Source organism: Rugamonas sp. GW822-FHT03B10 (assembly GCF_058801745.1).
In genome coordinates, this window is record NZ_JBXANP010000009.1 from 84,545 (window position 1) to 101,755 (window position 17,211).

Consider the following 17,211-nt stretch of genomic DNA (forward strand, 5'->3'; position numbering starts at 1 on the left):
ACCCCGGTTTTTTTGTTAGCGCACGTGGAAGCGGGTTTCGGCGATGACGCGGGCGTCGGCGTCCACCAGCGCCAGCTGGTGCGCGCCGGCCACGGGGCGCCACGCGTAGTCGGCGCCGGCCTGGCCCAGCACGGCGCCGTCCAGCCGCCACTGCAGGCCCTGCCCGGCCTGCGCCTGGAACGTGACGCGCTGGCTGGCATCGGGAATGTCGGGGTCGATGGCGATGATGCTGGACTGGCCCGGATAGAGGATGCGCGGCGCGCGCCGCCCCTCATCCACCAGCGCCACCACGGGCGTCTCCGTGCCGGCCAGGAACCATTCGGCGCGCGGCGCTTCCAGCGCCGGCTCGAACGCGACCTGGCGCCGCAACACGCCGGCCGGCGCCTGCGGGGCGCGGCTGGGCTCATGCTGGTGCAGGTAGTCGATCACGTCGCGCCACACGGGCGCGGCGCCGCTCACGCCCGACACGTCCCACATCGACTGCCCGTCGAAATTGCCGACCCAGACCCCCACCGTGTAGCGCTCCGTGTAGCCGAGACACCAGTTGTCGCGCATGTCCTTGCTGGTGCCGGTCTTGACGGCGCTCCAGACGGTGGTGGCCAGTTCGTTCTTCAAGCCGAAGGTGACGCTGCGGGCCGCGCGGTCGGCCAGCATGTCGCCGACGATGAAGGCGGCGCCGGCGTCGAGCACGCGCACGCGCGCCTGCGCGGGACGCGGCAGCAGGCCGACCGCACCCTGCAGCCCGCCGCTGGCCAGCGTGCGGTAGGCGTTCGTCAGTTCCAGCAGGCTGACTTCGGCCGATCCGAGCGCCAGCGAGTAGCCGTAGTAGTCGGCGCCTTCCGTCAGGCTGTCCAGCCCCAGCGCGTGCAGGCGCTCGTAAAAGCGGTCCAGCCCCGTCATCAGCAGCGTGCGCACGGCCGGCACGTTGAGCGAACTGGCCAGGCTGGTGCGGGCGCTCACGTAGCCCTTGAAGTCCTTGTCGTAGTTCTGCGGGATGTACAGGCCGGACGGGGTGGACAGGTCGATCTGGCTGTCCTCCATGAGCGAGGCGGCCGTCAGCAGGCGCCGCTCCAGCGCCAGCTCGTACAGGAAGGGCTTGAGCGTGGACCCTGCCTGGCGCAGCGCCGTCACGCCATCGACTTCGCTGCCGCCGGCGTTGCCCACATAGGCCAGGATGTCGCCGCTGGCGTTGTCGAGCACGATGACGGCGCCGTCGTTGACGTTGCGCGTGCGTAGCGCCATCAGCTGCTGGCGCAACGCGGCCTGGACGTAGCGCTGCAGGTCGCCATCGAGCGTGCTGCGCACGGGGCCGCCCCCCTCCTTCAGCAACTGGCGCGCCACCTGCGGCGCCGGCGGCAGCGCAGACGCCAGCAGCGGGCGGCTCAGCGCCAGCAGCGTGCTCTGTTCGATGGCGGCGCAGCTATCGGGCATGCGCAGTTCGCGCGCCAGCGCGCACGCGCGGCTGGCCACCTGGCGCGCCGGCGCTTCCGGCGCGCGCAGCAGGCTGGCCAGGATCACCGATTCGGTCCGATCGAGCCCGGACGGCGCTTTGCCGAACAGGCCGCGCGCTGCCGCGCCCACGCCTTGCAGTTCACCCCGGAACGACACCAGGTTCAGGTACGCCTCCAGGATCTGCGGCTTGCTCCACCTGGCTTCGAGCTGGCGGGCGGCCATCATCTGGTCCCACTTCTGGCTCCAGCTACGTCCCGCCGCGCCGCCGCGCATGGCCGGTTCCAGCTGCGCGGCCAGTTGCATGGTGATGGTGGAGGCGCCGCGCGCGCGCTTGCGCCACAGGTTGTCCCACGCCGCCTTGCCGATCGCCTTCAGGTCGATGCCGTCGTGCTGGTAGAAGCGCTGGTCCTCGGCCTGCAACACGGCGGCGGGCAGGCTCGGTGAGATGTCGTCCAGCGCCACCCACGGCAGGCGCCGCACATGCAGATTGACGCGCAGCGATTGCACGGGCTGGCCGTGCCGGTCCAGCAACTGGGCGTCCGACGGCAGATAGGCGGCCCGCACCTGCGCGGGCGTGGGCATGGCCGCCGCACCGTCGGGCGCGGGCGCAGGGATTGTGGCCGCGCCGCCGGGCGCGGCCACCGCCGGCGCGCCGGCCACAATCAATACCGCCGCCAGCACGATGGCCGTGGCGCCTTCCTTCGCCATCACTGCACTCCCACCGCCGCGTTGGGCGACTGGCCGAACATCTCGGGGCTGTACATGGCTTCCACGCGCGTGGGCGGCAGCACGAACCGGCCCGCGTTATTGAGCCGCACCGTGTATTCGACGCTCCACTTCCCTTTCGGGACGAAGGCATAGTAGGCGCGGAACGCTTCGAAGCTGCGCTCCTCGAACGCGGGCCAGGTCCAGCCGGCACGCTGTTCGCCCCCGCTCAGTATCTTCGAATCGCGGCCCAGGCCCGTGCCCAGCACGCTGGCGCCGGCCGGGATCGGGTCGTCCACCACCACCCAGGTCATGTCGGCCTGCGCCTCCAGGTCCAGGTGCACGCGGTAGACGTCGCCACGCGACCAGACGCCGGGCACCTTGCGCTCGATGGCGGTGACGGTGCGGTTGATGGTGTAGCCGCTCGATTGCGGTTTGCGCAGCGGGATGGCGGCCAGGCTTTGCACCGTCACCCACGGCTTGCCCTTGCCCGCGTGCTCCAGTTGCAGCTCGCCCTCGCCGCGCGGCCAGGCCAGCAAGGCGCTGCCGCCGGCCACGGTCTTGTCGAAGGCGATGCTCTTGCTGGACTCGGCCAGCGAGGCGCTGCTGATGCCCGTCACCGGCACCGATTCGAACTTGCGCGTGAACTTGTCGAACGCCAGCACGCCCCAGGTGTTGGCCACCGTGGTGCGCCAGCGGCCCTGCACCTGCCGCCCCAGCGCGCCGCGCGCGAGCCGGCCCATGTCCGCCTGCCAGGCCGGGTTGTCCATCACGGCCAGCAGCAGGCGGTTGGCGTTCGCGTCGGGCGAGGCCATCAGCCACCACCAGTCGTCGCTGCGCTCGGTGGAAAAGCCCATCGTCGTGCCCTGCAGATTCAGCCGTGTGCGCAGCACCTGCTGCACGTGGGCCATCCGTTCCGCGCGCTGCGGCAGGGCAGCGCTGCGTTGCAGGATCAGATACCAGTCGAGCACGGCGGAGGTGGGCCACAGGTCGGGCGCCAGCGTGAACGATTCCAACTCGCGCGCGGCCACCGGACGGCTGCGCGACAGCGCCTCCAGCGCGGCCAGCTTGCGCACCGCCAGGTCGGCCGTGCGCAAGGCGGAGCCGCGTACCACCTTGCCCTGCACGAAGCCCAGCAAGCCTTCCTCCATGCGCGCCTTGAGTTCGGGCGGTATCTCGTAGCCCGCCTCGTCGGCCGCCGACAGCACGTAGGCCGTCAGGCTGTCGCTGCCCTGTTCCATCATCGGGAAGTATTTGAGCAGGCCATCGCCATCCATGTGCGCCGGCAGCGTGCCCACCAGCGTTTGCCAGCGGGCCTTGTCCTGCAGGACGATGGCGCGCGAGGCCTGCTGTTCCAGGCAGGTGTACGGATAGCTGCGCATGTATTCGCGCACGCCGGGCAGCTCGTTGCCCAGCCGCGCACTGAACGTGGCCTGCACGCCGCCCCGGCCGGGAATGGCTTCGGCCGGCAAGCGCACCGTCATGTTGTGCGCTTTGTCCAGCTGCAGCAGCGTGGCCTGCACCGTGCGCACCGGCACGGCCGGCACCACCTTCTGCCGCACGCGCAGCCGGTCGGCGGCGCCGGCCGCCGCGCCGCCGCTGCCGTGGATGGCCGCGCTCACGTCCCACTGCAATTGCTCCACGCCGGTCGGCGCCTGGTAGTCCCAGCCGATCTCGCGCGCCTGCCCGGCCGCCAGCGCCAGCTTCTGCGGCGCCAGCGCCCTGCCGCCCACGCTGGCGCCCAGGTCCACCTGCACCTCGCCATCGGTCGTATTGCGCAGCGTGAAACCGGCGCGGAACTTGTCGCCTTCGCGCACCAGCGCCGGCAGGCCAGATAGCAGGATCAGGTCCTGCGTGCTGCGCACCTCGGTGCGGCCGGTGCCGAACAGGTCGGCGTTGGCGCTGGCGACGGCGACGATGCGGAACGCCGTCAGCGAATCATTGAGCGGCACCTGCACCGTGGCTTCGCCGTTGGCGTCCAGCGCCACGCGCGCCTTCCAGAACAGCAGCGTGTCGAACAGCTCGCGGCCCGCGCCCTTGCCGCCGCCACCGCCGGCCGGCACGGCCTTGCGGCCGAAATGGCGCTTGCCCACCACCTGCATCTGCGCCGTCGCCGTCTGCACCTGCAGGCTGCGCTGGCCCATCATCGCCTCCAGCAAGTCCCAGCTGGCGTTGGGCATCAGTTCCAGCAGGCCCACGTCGACGGCCGCCAGCGCCACCTCGGCGCCGGCCGGCGCGGGCGTGCCGTCCGGCCGCGTGACCTTGACGGCCACCGTGGCCTTCTCGCGGATCTTGTACACCGGCTTGTCGGCGTGCACCTGCACCTTCAGCTCGTTGGCCGACCAGCCCACCCGCAGCGGCGCGATGCCCAGCTTGTAGGCTGGCTTGCCCAGGTCCACCAGCGCCGTCGGCCGCACCCCGGCCACGCGCCCGCGCACCACCAGCGCCGACACGTAGACGTTCGGCGCGTACTGCGGCTTGACGGGAATGGTGAACACGGGCGCGCTGCCCGACAACTGGCGCACATAGGTGTCGATCACGCCCTCGCGCTCCACCGTGACCAGCGCCGTGGCATGTCGGAACGGCATGCGCAGCTGGAAGCTGGCCGTGTCGCCCGGTTCATAGCGCTTCTTCTCGGGCAGCAGGTCGATGCGGTCGTTGTCGGTGGCCTTGAACCACCAGTCGTCGCCGTCCGCCACCCAGGTTTCGCGGTTGGTCACGGCCTCGTGGCCGGCGTTGTCCTTGGTGCGGGCGCGCAGGATCAGATTGCCCGCCGCCGGCGCCTTGACCTCGCAGATCAGCAGGCCCTTGCTGTCGGTCTTGCCCTCGCAGGCGGCGCCCAGCGCCTTCACTTCGCTGCTATTCTCGAAGGCGTAGAAACCGCCGATCAGGCGCCGCCGGTGCGAGTAGTTCTCGCGCTGGAAGTAGTCGACGTTGACGGGCGCGCCGGCCACGGGCTTGCCCTGCAGGTCCAGCACCACCACCTGGAACTTGAGCGCGGCACGGCTCATCACCCAGCCATCGGGCTGGATGCCGATCACATAGGACGATGGCCACAGCGCGATGCCGGTCGATGCCGTCAGCGTTTCGCCATTCGCATCCTGGTAGGACATCTCCGCCACCAGCTGGCGCGGCACCGGCGATGGCGTCAGGCCGTCGAGCGCCACGCGGGCGCCGCCGGCGCGGTCAAGCGTCAGCTCGCGCGTGCGCGCGGCGCCGGGCGAGGGCTGGTCGCCGCTTTCGTCGAAGCCGCCCTCGTCCTCGTCGAACACGGGCGTGTCGTCCTCCTTGCCCACGCGGACGTCGCCGGCGCTGAAGGTGAAGTCGTCATAATCGTCGAAGCGCACGGTCTTGGGCTCCACCATCGTGCGCAGCTTGACGGCGGCGCCGCCCGCGCCACCGCCGGACAGGTAGCTGAGCTGCACGTCCAGGTCCACGCTGGACGCCTGCACGGCCGGCGTCTTCGGCCCCTGCAGGACCGCTTTCATGGTCGGCACGCGGAATTGCTCGACGCGGAAGCGCCCCGCGCTCTGCCCGCCCAGCATGATCTCGTACCAGCCCTGCTTGGCGTCGGCCGGAATCGCCCAGTCGTTGGCGGCCGTGCCGTTGGCGTTCCAGCGCAGCGGCAGTTCGTATTTCTGCTCGCTGCCCTCGTGGATGACGAACATCTTCTGCGGCAGCGCGGCGCGGTCCTGCGCGCCCAGGCTGCGCGCGCGCCAGTCGCGGTTGCTGGTGCGCGGACCGTCGTCGGCCCGCACAAAGCGCAGCCCCTGCTCCACATGGCGGCGCAGGAAGTGCTTCATGTGCACCGTCTCGCCGGCCCGCAGCAGGGTGCGGTCGAACACGGTGGCGGCGATGATGTTGTCGGCCTTGAATTCATCGGTGGGCACGTTGAAGCGCCACGTTTCGATGCCGCGGTTCCAGTTCGACAGCGTGAACGTCATGTCGCCTCCGCTGCGGGCGCTGACGAAATAGCCGTCGTTGTTGTGGCAGGTCAGCAGCGGCAGCTCCTGCGCGATGGCCGCCACGCCCTGCGCGTTGGTGGCGCCCTGCCACAGCAGCTTGCCGGCGCAGTCGCGCACGGCCACCTGGGCGCCCGCCACCGGCTGGCCCTTGTCGAGCGAGGTCACCCACACCAGCGACGAACTGGCGCCATGCTTGAAGTGCGCCACCAGGTTGGTGACCAGCGCCGCCGCGCTGACGTAGGCCGGCGACGGCTTGAGGTTGAGCACCGCGCCCAGCTTGGGACTGGCCAGTTCGACCACGTAGAAGCCCGGTTTGCGCAGCGGGATGCCGACCACCTCGAACGCGCGCTTGCCACCCGGCTTGGGCAGCGTGAAACGGCTCACCGTGGCGTCCTTCCCGCCGCCCAGCACGGGCCGCGTGAAGGCCGTGCCATACAGCTCGCCCGGTTCCCAGTTGCCTGGGCCTTGCGACATGCGAGCGAGCCAATCCATCACCTGCTGGTCCTGCTGGTCGGCCACGCGCAGCATGGCGCCCTTGACGGCACCGTCTTCGACGCGCGCCATGTTCCCCGCCAGCGCCGGCTCCACATTGCGCACCGTGACCGGCAGCATGCGGTCGCCGCGCGCCTCGATGATGCCGAAGCGGGCCGGGAACTTGACCAGCGGCGGCTGCGCGTCCATACGCACGGCCAGCGGGAAGCGCGCCTGGTTCAGCAGGGCGCGGCCGGCGTCGTCCTTCAAGGCGGACGGCAGCGCCAGCATCAACTTGGTCTGCTCGGGGAACGGGCCGGCGATCGTCACACTGCTCACGAAATCGGCCTTCTTCTCGCTCTTGTCGACGGCGGCGCCGTAGCTCTTTCCGCCCGGCCCGGTGAGGCGCACGGCCAGCGCGTCCGCCATGCGCACGGGTGCCGAGAAATCGACCCGCACCGGCAGGAACGGGATGCAGCCGCCCTTGCGCTGCAGTCGCTCGCAACTGAAGCGGGCCGTGAAGTCGGGCCGCGTCTTGTAGCTCAGGGTCTGGTCCTGCGTGTTGGCGACGCCGCTGTCGGCCGCGATGCCCGCGCCCCACACCAGCGCCACGCCCGCTTCGGCCGGCAGCCGGCGTTTGCATTGCAGGACCACGATCGGCATCCGCTCCAGCCACTTGCTGCGCACGCCCGTGGTGGCGCGCCACACGACGCCGCGCGCGCGGAAGTACAGCGACAGGTAGCGTTCCGTGAAGTCCTTGCGCTGGGCCAGGATCTGATCGCGCTCGGCGCCGGCCAGCACGCGCACGGGGATGCGCTCGTTGATACCGTCCGCGCGGCACCACGCATGTTCGGCCACCGTGTCCTCGCGCGGCAGCGCGTCCAGGCCCAGCACGAACACCTGCTGCTCGTCGACCACCATGCTGCCCTCGCGCGGCATGGCCTGCACGATGGCGGGGCCGCCCGTGTTGAAGCGGAACGGCGTGGTGTCGGCCAGCGGCTGGCCGGCCAGGTTCTTCAGGCCGGGCTTGAGCGTGAAGCGGCACGCCACGCCGCCGGGCAGGTCGCGCGCGAAATCGTAGCTCCAGTTGGCGCCGTCGATCCAGCGGCCGCTGCCCGCTTCGGGACAGTCGATGGTGAACGGATCGGCCAGGGCCAGGTCGCCGAACGCCACCATCTGCGTGTCGAAGCGCACCTGCACCTGGCGCACGGCCTTGGCCGCGCCGCTGGGCGAGAACGACAGCACGCCCGGCGACGCGGCCCGCGCGGGCAGGGACCAGGCCGCGCAGCACAACAGGATTGAGACGAGGATATGACGCAGGACAGGCATGCCGGCTCCGGTGAGTGTCGCACTACCGGGCTGGGAGTGCACAAGCACTGGCGGCCTGGCGCATGCTTCAGGAATCAGGGGGAGCTGCCAGTGTTACAAAGGCGCCTGTGGCTGTCAATAAAATTATAAAAAAGCCATCACAAAAGCGACGCGGCGGGGGGGCGAGGCGCCGATGTATGCCAGCATTACCGGACACCTCGAAAAGCCGCTAACTCGTCGTTCCCGCGCAGGCGGGAACCCATGCCGAGCCTCTGAATACGCGGCGTATGGATTCCCGCCTGCGCGGGAACGACTTGATAGTACTCAGGCCAGGTCGAACACGGCCATCGATTCCACGTGCGAGGTGTGCGGGAACATGTTGACCACGCCCGCCTTGCTCAGCGTGTAGCCGGCGATGTTGACCAGCACGTTGGCGTCGCGCGCCAGCGTGGACGGGCTGCACGACACGTAGACGATGCGCTTGGGCAGCAGCTCCGGACGCTGCTCGCGCAGCGCGCCCAGCGCCAGGCTGACGGCCATGGCGCCGTCGCGCGGCGGGTCGATCAGCATGCGGTCGAACTTGCCCAAGGCGATCAGGTCCTCGACCGTCACCTCGAACAGGTTGCGGGTCGAGAAAGCCGTCTTGGCCGACAGGCCGTTGGCCTTGGCGTTGTCGAGCGCGCGCTCTGTCAGGCTGGTGCTGCCTTCGATGCCGACCACTTCGCGGCCCTGGGTGGCCAGCGGCAGCGTGAAGTTGCCGAGGCCGCAGAACAGGTCGGCCACGCGGTCGCCCGGCTGCACGTCGAGCTGGCCCAGCGCCTTGTGCACCAGCACCCGGTTGATGTGGTGGTTGACCTGGGTGAAGTCGACCGGCTTGAACGGCATGCGCACGCCGAACTCGGGCAGCAGGTAATGCAGCTGCGGCCCCAGCGGGTAGTACGGGGCGGCCGTTTCCGGGCCCTTGGTCTGCAGCCAGAACTGGATCTGGTACTGGTCGGCGAACGCCTTGAGCTTGGTTTCATCGTCGGCCGTCAGCGGGCCCATGATGCGCAGCACCAGCGCCGTCACATCCTCGCCCACGGCCACTTCGATCTGCGGGATCTGGTTGTACAGCGACAGCGAACCGATCAGCGCGCGCAGCGGCAGCAGCATGTCCGACACGTGCGGCGGCAGGATCTGGCAGCTGCTGATGTCGGCCACGTAGATCGATTTCTTCTCGTGGAAGCCGACCAGCACCGTGCCCTTCTTGACCACGTGGCGCACCGACAGGCGGGCGCGGTAGCGGTAGCCCCAGGTGGGGCCGTACATCGGGCGCATCACCGTCAGCGGCCTGACCTTGCCGATGTGCCACAGGTTATCCTCGAGCACGCGCTGCTTGATGGCGACCTGGGCCGACGGCTCCAGATGCTGCATCGAGCAGCCGCCGCAGTAGTCGAAGTGCACGCACTTGGGCTTGACGCGCAGCGACGATTCGCGGTGCAGCGCCGTCATGCGGGCCGCCTCCCAGTTCTTCTTTTTCTTGAACGTCTCGAAACTGACGCGCTCACCCGGCAGCGCGCCCTCCACAAACACCACCTTGCCCGGCGAGCCGTCTTCATTGTCGATGTGGCCGATACCGCGCGCATCCATGTCGAGCGATTTGATGTCGATGATATTTTCTTGCATAACGTTCAATTAATGAGGAGGGGACAGGCCGGCCGGCGGGACGCCAGGGCGGGCCGTATGATAGCAGAAAGCGGCGCCCGGACGGTGCGCCGGCAGGCTTACAGCAGGGAGTCGCGCACCACGCCGCGGGCGGCCATGGCCCGCTTCAGCTTGACCAGCGCTTCCTGCTGGATCTGGCGCACGCGCTCGCGCGTGACGCCCATTTCCTCGGCCAGTGTTTCGAGCGTGGCCGGGTCGTCGTTGTCCAGGCCGAAGCGGCGCATGATGACGATGCGCTGCTTGTCGGGCAGCTTGGTGAGCCAGTCGCGCACCAGCACCGTCATCTCGTGGTGCTCGGCGCGGGCGTCGGGGCTGTCCTCGCTGTCGCCGGGCAGCATGTCCATCAGCGACGACTGGGGGTCGTTGTCGAGCGGCGCGTCGAGCGAGGTGGCGTGCTCGGACAGGGCCAGGATGTCCTGCACCTCCTCCACCGGCCGCCCCACCAGTTCGGCGATGTCCTCGGCGGTGGCGTCCTTGCCGTTGTGGTGGCGCGCCTCCAGGTGGTATTTGCCGCGCAGGATCTGGTTCAGCTCGCGCACCATGTGCACCGGCAGGCGCACCGTGCGGGCCTGGTTCATGATGGCGCGCTCGATGCTCTGGCGTATCCACCAGGTGGCGTAGGTGGAGAAGCGGAAACCGCGCTCGGGCTCGAACTTGTCGATGGCCCGCATCAGGCCGATGTTGCCCTCCTCGATCATGTCGAGCAGCACCACGCCGCGGTTGATGTAGTGCTTGGCGATCGACACCACCAGCCGCAGGTTGTGCTCGATCATGGTCTGGCGGGCGCTGAAATCGCCCTGCTTGGCCAGCGTCGCGTAATGCACCTCCTGCGGCGCCGTCAGCAGCGGCCGGGTGCCGATCTGGTTCAGGTAGTGCTGGGTGGTGTCGGTCGACAGCTCGGCCGCCAGCACCTTCTTCAGCTCGTCGACACTCTCGAGCACCGCGCCCACTTCCACGGCCGCCTCGCCATCGCCGGGGCCATCGCCGTGGTCGATGGCGTCGACGGCGAGCTCGTCGCCCGGCTCGTCCGGAAATTCATCCGGTGCCGGGTCGTCGTCCAGCGGGTCGTGCGGCGTGTGTGTCATAAACGGTACGCTAACGGTTAGGCAGGAATTTCGACGGATCGACCGGCTTGCCCTGCTGGCGGATTTCAAAGTGCAGTTTGACGGAGTCGGCGTCCGAATCGCCCATCTCCGCGATCGCTTGTCCCTTGCTCACAGTCTGGCCCTCCTTCACCAGGATGCTGCGGTTGTGGGCATAGGCCGACAACAGGCTGTTACTGTGCTTCACAATGACGAGATTACCATAACCGCGGATGCCGCTGCCGGCATACATGACTTTTCCCGCGCCGGCCGCCACGACTTGCTGTCCGGCACGTCCGGCGATGTCCACGCCCTTGTTCTTGCCCTCGTCGAAGCTGGCCACCACCTTGCCGTCGGCCGGCCACATCCAGCTCAGCTTTTCCTCGTCGGCGCCCAGCGGCGGCAGGGCCGGCGCGGCCGCCGGCGGCAGCGAGGCCGGCTTGACCAGCGCCACCTCGGTGCGCTCCGGCGTCACGCCCTCGGCCTTCTGCAGTTCGGCCAGGGTGGCATCCGAGTACGGCCGCTTCTCGCCCTTGGGCCCGGTCTTGCGCGGCACCGGCGCGGCCGGCGGCGCCTTGGTGTCCGATGGCGGCATGGCCACGGCCGCCGTCTGCACGGCGGCGCTGTCGGGCGGCTGCACGCGCAGCACCTGGTCGACCTTGATGTCGTCCGGATTGGCCAGGTTGTTCCAGGCCGCGATGTCGCGGTAGCTCTGGCCGTGCTCGAGGGCGATGCGGATCAGGGTGTCGCCCTTCCTGACCGTGTACAGCCCGCGCTCGTCGCGCTCTTTCTGCGCTTCCTCGCTGGGGGTGACAGGCTTGGCCGGGGGCGCGGTGGGCGTGCGCTCGACCACCGGCGCCTGGTTGGGGGTGGTGGTGCAGGCGCTCAACAGGGCGAGCGTCAGGGTCGCAACTAGCAGGGAACTTTTATTCGTCATTCTCATCTTAATCTGTGTGTTCGGTACTCGCGGTGGGACGGTATCCGGTGGATGGCGCGGCCTCGGCGCGTGCGCTTCAATGTCAACTCAAACGGTGCCCGGGCGCAGCGGCACGAAATGGCAATCCTCCAGCGTGGTGCCGACCCACTCGGCCTTGGCCGTGCGCGTGATCAGTTCCAGATGCTGGGCGCGGGCGCCCACGGGCGCCACCAGCCGGCCGCCGATGGCCAGTTGTTCCAGCAGCGCGCGCGGCACTTCCAGCCCCGCCGCGGCCAGAATGATACCGTCAAACGGCGCGGCTTGCGGCAAGCCTAGCATACCATCACCATAGTGCAAACGCAGGTTCGGCACGCGCAGCGGGCGTAAATTGGCCTTGGCCAGCTCGTGCAACGGCTTGATGCGCTCGATCGACCACACCTCGCGCGCCACGCACGCCAGCACGGCCGCCTGGTAGCCGCAGCCGGTGCCGATCTCGAGTACGCGCTTGAGCTCGCCGCCATTGCGCATCACCTCGATCATGCGGGCCACGATGTAGGGCTGGGAGATGGTCTGGTGGTGGCCGATCGGCAGCGAGGCGTCGATATAGGCCTGGGCCGCCAGCCCCTCCTCCATGAACAGGTGGCGCGGCACGGTGTCGAGCGCGGCCAGCACCACGCCGTCCTGGACACCCTGTTTGGCCACCCGCTCCACCATGGCGCGCCGCACGGCGTCCGACACCAGCGCATGCTGGCGCGGCGCGGCGGGGGCCGGCTGCACGGCCCGCTCCAGCGCCTCGCGGTGCGACTTCGACGGCGAGGCCACGGCGCGCGCGCCCTGGTACAGCGGCTGGCCGGACGCCCCGCCCCGGCCCGCGTGCTGGGCCGCGCTCAGGGCCGCGTTCTGGGTCGCCGTCTGCGGCGTGGCCACCGGCCCCCGCACGACCGGCTTCTTGCCGCCCGCATCGACCACCGAGGACAGCGGCAAGGGGAAAGTGCGGGGTTTGTCGTTCATGCCAGGGCCGATGCCAGCACATCGAGCTGGCGCTTGTGGGTCAAGTCGATCTGGAGCGGCGTCATCGAGGTCCAGCCCTGGGCGCAGGCATGGAAATCGGTGCCCTCGCCGGCATCGCGGGTGGCGCCGGGCGGGCCGATCCAGAAGATCTCCTTGCCGCGCGGGTCGAGCGCCTTGATCACCGGCTCGGCCTGGTGGCGCCGCCCGAGCCGGGTGGCCACCACCTTGCCCAGTTGGTCGTACGGCCGGTTCGGGATGTTGACGTTCAGCAGGTAGGGGCTGGGCAGCGTGGCGCCGTAGCGCACGATGATGTCGCGCGCGTGGCGGGCCGCGTCCTCCACGTGTTCCCAGCCGTAGGAGCCCTGCGAGAACGCGATCGACGGGATGCCGAACAGATACCCCTCGGTGGCGGCCGCCACCGTGCCCGAATACAGCGTGTCGTCGCCCATGTTGGGGCCGTTGTTGATGCCCGACACCACCAGGTCGGGGCGGTAGTCGAGCATGCCCGTCAGCGCCACGTGCACGCAGTCGGTCGGCGTGCCATTGACAAAATAGAAACCATTGGCGGCGCGCTGGACGGACAGGGGCCGGTCCAGCGACAGCGAATTGGAGGCGCCGGAGCGGTTGCTGTCGGGCGCCACCACCACGATATCGGCGATGGGCGCCAGCGCCTCGGCCAGGGCGTTGATGCCGGGCGCCAGGTAGCCGTCGTCATTACTGATCAGGATTCTCATACGACGATTTTACCTGAAGCAATGGCCGTGCTGCGCATGACCGGCCTTTCGCGCGCAGATAAATTTCGCGCCGCGGCCGGCCTAGCGCGGCGTGCCGCGCGGTTCGGTCAGCAGGCCGTCGAGCGTCAGCAGGATGTCGCGCTGGTAGGCGTCGGTCGACGGTTCGCGCGCGCGCAGCAGCGTCGCGTCGAGGCCGCCGAGCGCCGGCAGCGGGTCGGCGCCGCCCTCGTCCGGCTCCCCGGGCTCCGGGTACAGGGCCGGCATGGCCGGCTCGCCCAGGCGCCGCCGGATGTCGGCCAGCCGGGCGCGCGCCAGGCGCGTGTCCGCATGGTCGGCCCCCTGCTGGCGCAGGCGGGCCCGCAACACCCGCTCGGCCAGGCAGCGGGCCGTGTCCAGCTCATCGAGCTGGACCAGGGTGGCGGCCAGCGCCGCCTTGGCGCGCAGCGTGTCGCCATGCTCGGCGCCCAGCGAGCGCATGCGCGCGGCCAGCACCTGCTCCTGCACGTCGCGCGCCAGCCCGTAATCGCCGCGCTGGCACAGCATGTCGGCGCGCGCCGCCTGGCTGTCGAGCGTCAACGCATGATGCGGGCCCAGCAGCCGCTGGTAGCTGCCCAGCACGGCCTCCTGCAAGGCCAGCGCGTCGGCGCCCTGCCCCTGCAGCGCCAGCGTGGCGGCCAGCTGGGACTGGGCCGCCAAGGTGGCGGGATGGTCGGCCCCGTGCGCGGCCGCGCTGGCCCCGACCACGCACTCCTGCAGGAAGCGGGCGTCGTCGAGCCGGCCCTGCTGGCGCAGCGCGATCGCCAGGCTGGCCTTGCCGGCCAGCGTGTCGGCATGGTCCTCGCCCAGGCTGCGCTGGCGCAGCGCCAGGCTCTCCTCGAAACAGGACAGGGCCTGGGCCAGCCGCCCTTCCCCCCGGTACAGTTCGCCGAGCCGCCGCAACAGCGAGGCCAGCGGCAAAGCCTGGCCGCGCCCGCCCCGCTCCATGTCGTCGCGGGCGGTGGCGATGGCGCCCAGCAGCGCGATCTCGTCCTTCGATTGCCACGGGAAATAGCCGCCGTCCAGCCAGTCCAGCAAGGTGGTGAAGGTGCGCGTCAGCGAGAAGCGGTCGCCGCCCTGCTCCAGCCGCACGGCCAGCCGCTCGCCGTAGGCGAAGCCGCGGCCCTGCTGCAATTGCACCTCGTCGAAATAGCTCTCCAGGCTCGGCGCGGACAGGCCGTAGCAGTCGCCCAGCAGACGCTCGAACACGGGCTGGTAGCCGGCGATGCCCAGTTGCGCGTCGCCGCGCCGCCATTGCGCGCGCTCGGCGCTGTCGGCCATCTCCACGCGCGCGGGCAAGGGGTAGATCAGCAACGGCCGCTGCTCGTCCTCGTGGCTGCGGCGGTAGGCGGCCGCCCGCGTCAGCACGGTCTGCACGCCGTCGAGGTTCTGGCGGTCGGGCGTGAACACCACCACCAGCTTGCGCGGCAGCAGCGTGGTGCAGATGCCGGCGCTGTCGGCGCGGCCGGTGCGGGCGTCCACCAGCACGTGGCGGAAATGGCGGGTCAGCATGTCGGCGAAGCAGCGGAACAGGGGCGGACAGCGCTCGAACAGCGCGTCCCAGCGCAGGGCGGCCAGGCGCTCGGCGTAGCCATCGTCGAAGTGACCGGCCCGCATCAGGTACAGCGGACAGGACGCGTCGACCCGGCACACGTATTGCTCCCAGCCGACCGCCTGCAGCACGTCGTGCGCCAGCGTCGCCGCGTCCATGCCCGGCATGGCGCGCCGCTGCAACTGGTCGCGGCAGGCCTCGAACAATTCCAGCACGCCCGGCCCCGCTTCCAGACAGGGGAAATAGTGGTGCAGGCTGGGCGCCTCCAGATCCCAGTCCACCATCAGCACCGGGGTGCCCGCATGGCGTTGCCTGGCCAGCAGCACGGCCAGGTTGGACAAGGCCAGCGTGCGCCCCGTGCCTCCCTTGTAGGAATAGAAGGTCACGACTTCGCCGGGCGCCGTCAATGGCGGCAGGGACAGGGAGGAGAGTTCCATGACGAACCTTTAGCGTGGAAAGTGGGGAGGCGGAATGGCGCGCCATTCCGGTGGCATGTCGGGCAGCACGAAGCGGCCGCAATCATGCCCGGGCGGCATGCAGCGTTTCAGGTAGTGGTAATGGGCGGCGATACGCTGGACGATTCTTTCTATGTCGGGCAGGAAGTCCGGGTTGGTCTTGAGGTCGGTGCTGGCCAGCGTGTAGCGCGAAAAGTCCACGTACATGCCCGGCTCCGTGATCTGCGGCGGCAGGCTCAGCGGATGGCGCGTCATGATCACGGGGATGGTCAGGTGGCTCGGCAGCGGATACCACAGGCGGCGCTCGGCCTCGATCAGCTGCATGGCGGCGAACTCGCGCCGGGTGTAGGCGTGCGCCTCGTACTTGGGCGTGTAGATGACGATCATGCACACGCTCTCGCACATGGCGCGCGCGATGCGCTGGTCGAGGTCGTCGCCACCGCCCAGTTGCTCGCTGTCGACGAACAACTCCTTCTCGGTGTCGAAATGCGGTTCCAGATAGCACTTGAGCGCCTCGACCAGGTCGTTCTTGAACTTGCTCATGTACGCATGCTGGCCATGCGCGTAGCTAAAGAAACAGCCGTAGCGGATCGTCATCACATCCCCTCCCGTTTCTTCCCCCAAGCGGCACCACGCCACCCTACTCTAGCGCCGCCCCCGCCCCGCGCTTTGCGCGGGCGCAAACACGCACCGGCGTGCACGGCGGCCGCCCGTTTCAGGCATAATGAAAAATCTTACGGTCGTACTATTTTTTTGATTTTCCACCCACCAACGAGGAACACATCACAATGAAAGCCATCGTCTGCAAGGCCTGGGGCTTGCCCGACACGCTGACCCTGGAGCAACTTCCCGATCTGCAACCGGGCCCCGGCCAGGTGGTGCTCGACGTGCAGGCGGCCGGGGTCAACTTCCCGGACGTGCTCATCATCCAGGGCAAATACCAGGTCAAGCCGGCGCTGCCGTTCACGCCCGGCAGCGAAGTGGCCGGCGTGGTGCGCGCCGTGGCCGCCGACGTGCAGGGCTACCAGGTGGGCGACCGCGTGATCGCCTTCACCGGCCAGGGCGGCTTCGCCCAGCAACTGGCGGTGCCGGTGCAGGCGCTGATGCCGATGCCGGCCGGCATGGACTTCGACACGGCGGCCGCCATCACGCTCACCTACGGCACCTCGCACCACGCGGTGGTGGACCGGGCCGGCCTCAAGGCGGGCGAGACCATGCTGGTGCTGGGCGCGGCCGGCGGCGTGGGGCTGGCCGCGATCGAGATCGGCAAGGCGCTGGGCGCGCGCGTGATCGCGGCCGCCTCCACCGACGCCAAACTGGAAGTGTGCAAGGCCCATGGCGCCGACGTGCTGGTCAACTACAGCGACGACGACTGGCGCGACGCCGTCAAGGCCGCCACGGATGGCAAAGGGCCGGACGTGATCTACGACCCGGTGGGCGGCGTGTACGCGGAGCCGGCGTTCCGCGGCATCGCGTGGCGCGGGCGCTACCTGGTGGTGGGCTTCGCCAACGGCGAGATCCCGCGCCTGCCGCTGAACCTGGCGCTGCTCAAGGGCGCGTCGCTGGTGGGGGTGTTCTGGGGCGAGTTCGTCAAGCGCGAACCGAAGGCCAACCTGGCGGCCATGGGACAGTTGCTGGGCTGGCTCAAGGAAGGCAAGATCCAGCCCCACATCTCGGCCCGCTATCCGCTGGCCGACACGGCGGCGGCCCTGAACGACATGGCCGCGCGGCTGGTGACGGGCAAGGTGGTGATCCTGCCGCAGGCGTAAGCGAACAGCGCCCAGGGTCAAAACCGGGGTCAGGTCATACCATTAAGCAAG

Annotated in this window: 10 protein-coding genes; 1 reads left to right on the top strand and 9 read right to left on the bottom strand. The window is 69.6% G+C overall.

What is annotated here, in order from left to right; translation table 11 throughout:
- Window positions 1–15 precede the first annotated feature (15 nt).
- The 9 genes from pbpC to AC1RQG_RS16225 all read right to left on the bottom strand — a co-directional run bounded on the left by pbpC (window position 16) and on the right by AC1RQG_RS16225 (window position 15,988).
- Complete coding sequence (pbpC, locus tag AC1RQG_RS16185; protein WP_493133038.1) at window positions 16–2,160, bottom strand: penicillin-binding protein 1C; 2,145 nt, start codon at window positions 2,158–2,160, stop codon at window positions 16–18.
- The gene (locus tag AC1RQG_RS16190; protein WP_493133039.1) at window positions 2,160–7,922 is read right to left on the bottom strand and encodes an alpha-2-macroglobulin family protein; all 5,763 of its coding nucleotides are present in this window, start codon (window positions 7,920–7,922) and stop codon (window positions 2,160–2,162) included. The genes pbpC and AC1RQG_RS16190 overlap by 1 nt, the downstream gene beginning before the upstream one ends.
- A 303-nt stretch (window positions 7,923–8,225) precedes the next feature.
- Window positions 8,226–9,566, bottom strand: coding sequence for a 23S rRNA (uracil(1939)-C(5))-methyltransferase RlmD (rlmD, locus tag AC1RQG_RS16195; protein WP_493133040.1), 1,341 nt, complete (start codon window positions 9,564–9,566; stop codon window positions 8,226–8,228).
- Window positions 9,567–9,664: 98 nt separating this feature from the next.
- Window positions 9,665–10,690 (bottom strand): RNA polymerase sigma factor RpoS, encoded by a 1,026-nt coding sequence (gene rpoS, locus AC1RQG_RS16200; protein ID WP_493133041.1) that lies wholly within the window; start codon window positions 10,688–10,690, stop codon window positions 9,665–9,667.
- Window positions 10,691–10,700: 10 nt separating this feature from the next.
- A complete protein-coding gene (locus AC1RQG_RS16205; protein ID WP_493133042.1) occupies window positions 10,701–11,624 on the bottom strand; it encodes a peptidoglycan DD-metalloendopeptidase family protein in 924 nt (307 codons plus the stop codon).
- Between the two features lie 87 nt (window positions 11,625–11,711).
- Window positions 11,712–12,614, bottom strand: coding sequence for a protein-L-isoaspartate(D-aspartate) O-methyltransferase (locus tag AC1RQG_RS16210; protein ID WP_493133043.1), 903 nt, complete (start codon window positions 12,612–12,614; stop codon window positions 11,712–11,714).
- Complete coding sequence (gene surE / locus AC1RQG_RS16215) at window positions 12,611–13,348, bottom strand: 5'/3'-nucleotidase SurE (RefSeq protein WP_493133044.1); 738 nt, start codon at window positions 13,346–13,348, stop codon at window positions 12,611–12,613. Before surE ends, AC1RQG_RS16210 begins: the two co-directional genes overlap by 4 nt.
- Before the next feature lie 81 nt (window positions 13,349–13,429).
- The gene (locus AC1RQG_RS16220) at window positions 13,430–15,373 is read right to left on the bottom strand and encodes a KGGVGR-motif variant AAA ATPase (RefSeq protein ID WP_493133045.1); all 1,944 of its coding nucleotides are present in this window, start codon (window positions 15,371–15,373) and stop codon (window positions 13,430–13,432) included.
- A gap of 9 nt (window positions 15,374–15,382) precedes the next feature.
- Entirely contained in the window at window positions 15,383–15,988 is a 606-nt protein-coding gene (locus AC1RQG_RS16225) for a toll/interleukin-1 receptor domain-containing protein (RefSeq protein ID WP_493133046.1), read from the bottom strand.
- Between the two features lie 191 nt (window positions 15,989–16,179).
- On the opposite strand from AC1RQG_RS16225, the gene AC1RQG_RS16230 reads away from it, so the two are divergent.
- Window positions 16,180–17,160 carry an NADPH:quinone oxidoreductase family protein gene (locus AC1RQG_RS16230; protein ID WP_493133047.1) on the top strand — a complete coding sequence of 327 codons (981 nt, stop codon included), beginning with the start codon at window positions 16,180–16,182 and terminating at the stop codon, window positions 17,158–17,160.
- The last annotated feature ends 51 nt before the right edge of the window (window positions 17,161–17,211 follow it).

What these genes read in the sequence shown, in the direction of transcription:
- AC1RQG_RS16190 (WP_493133039.1), bottom strand. Translation starts at nt 7,922, where the DNA reads ATGCCTGTCCTGCGTCATATCCTCGTCTCAATCCTGTTGTGCTGCGCG.
- pbpC (WP_493133038.1), bottom strand. Translation starts at nt 2,160, where the DNA reads ATGGCGAAGGAAGGCGCCACGGCCATCGTGCTGGCGGCGGTATTGATT.
- AC1RQG_RS16210 (WP_493133043.1), bottom strand. Translation starts at nt 12,614, where the DNA reads ATGAACGACAAACCCCGCACTTTCCCCTTGCCGCTGTCCTCGGTGGTC.
- rlmD (WP_493133040.1), bottom strand. Translation starts at nt 9,566, where the DNA reads ATGCAAGAAAATATCATCGACATCAAATCGCTCGACATGGATGCGCGC.
- rpoS (WP_493133041.1), bottom strand. Translation starts at nt 10,690, where the DNA reads ATGACACACACGCCGCACGACCCGCTGGACGACGACCCGGCACCGGAT.
- AC1RQG_RS16220 (WP_493133045.1), bottom strand. Translation starts at nt 15,373, where the DNA reads ATGGAACTCTCCTCCCTGTCCCTGCCGCCATTGACGGCGCCCGGCGAA.
- surE (WP_493133044.1), bottom strand. Translation starts at nt 13,348, where the DNA reads ATGAGAATCCTGATCAGTAATGACGACGGCTACCTGGCGCCCGGCATC.
- AC1RQG_RS16205 (WP_493133042.1), bottom strand. Translation starts at nt 11,624, where the DNA reads ATGACGAATAAAAGTTCCCTGCTAGTTGCGACCCTGACGCTCGCCCTG.
- AC1RQG_RS16230 (WP_493133047.1), top strand. Translation starts at nt 16,180, where the DNA reads ATGAAAGCCATCGTCTGCAAGGCCTGGGGCTTGCCCGACACGCTGACC.
- AC1RQG_RS16225 (WP_493133046.1), bottom strand. Translation starts at nt 15,988, where the DNA reads ATGACGATCCGCTACGGCTGTTTCTTTAGCTACGCGCATGGCCAGCAT.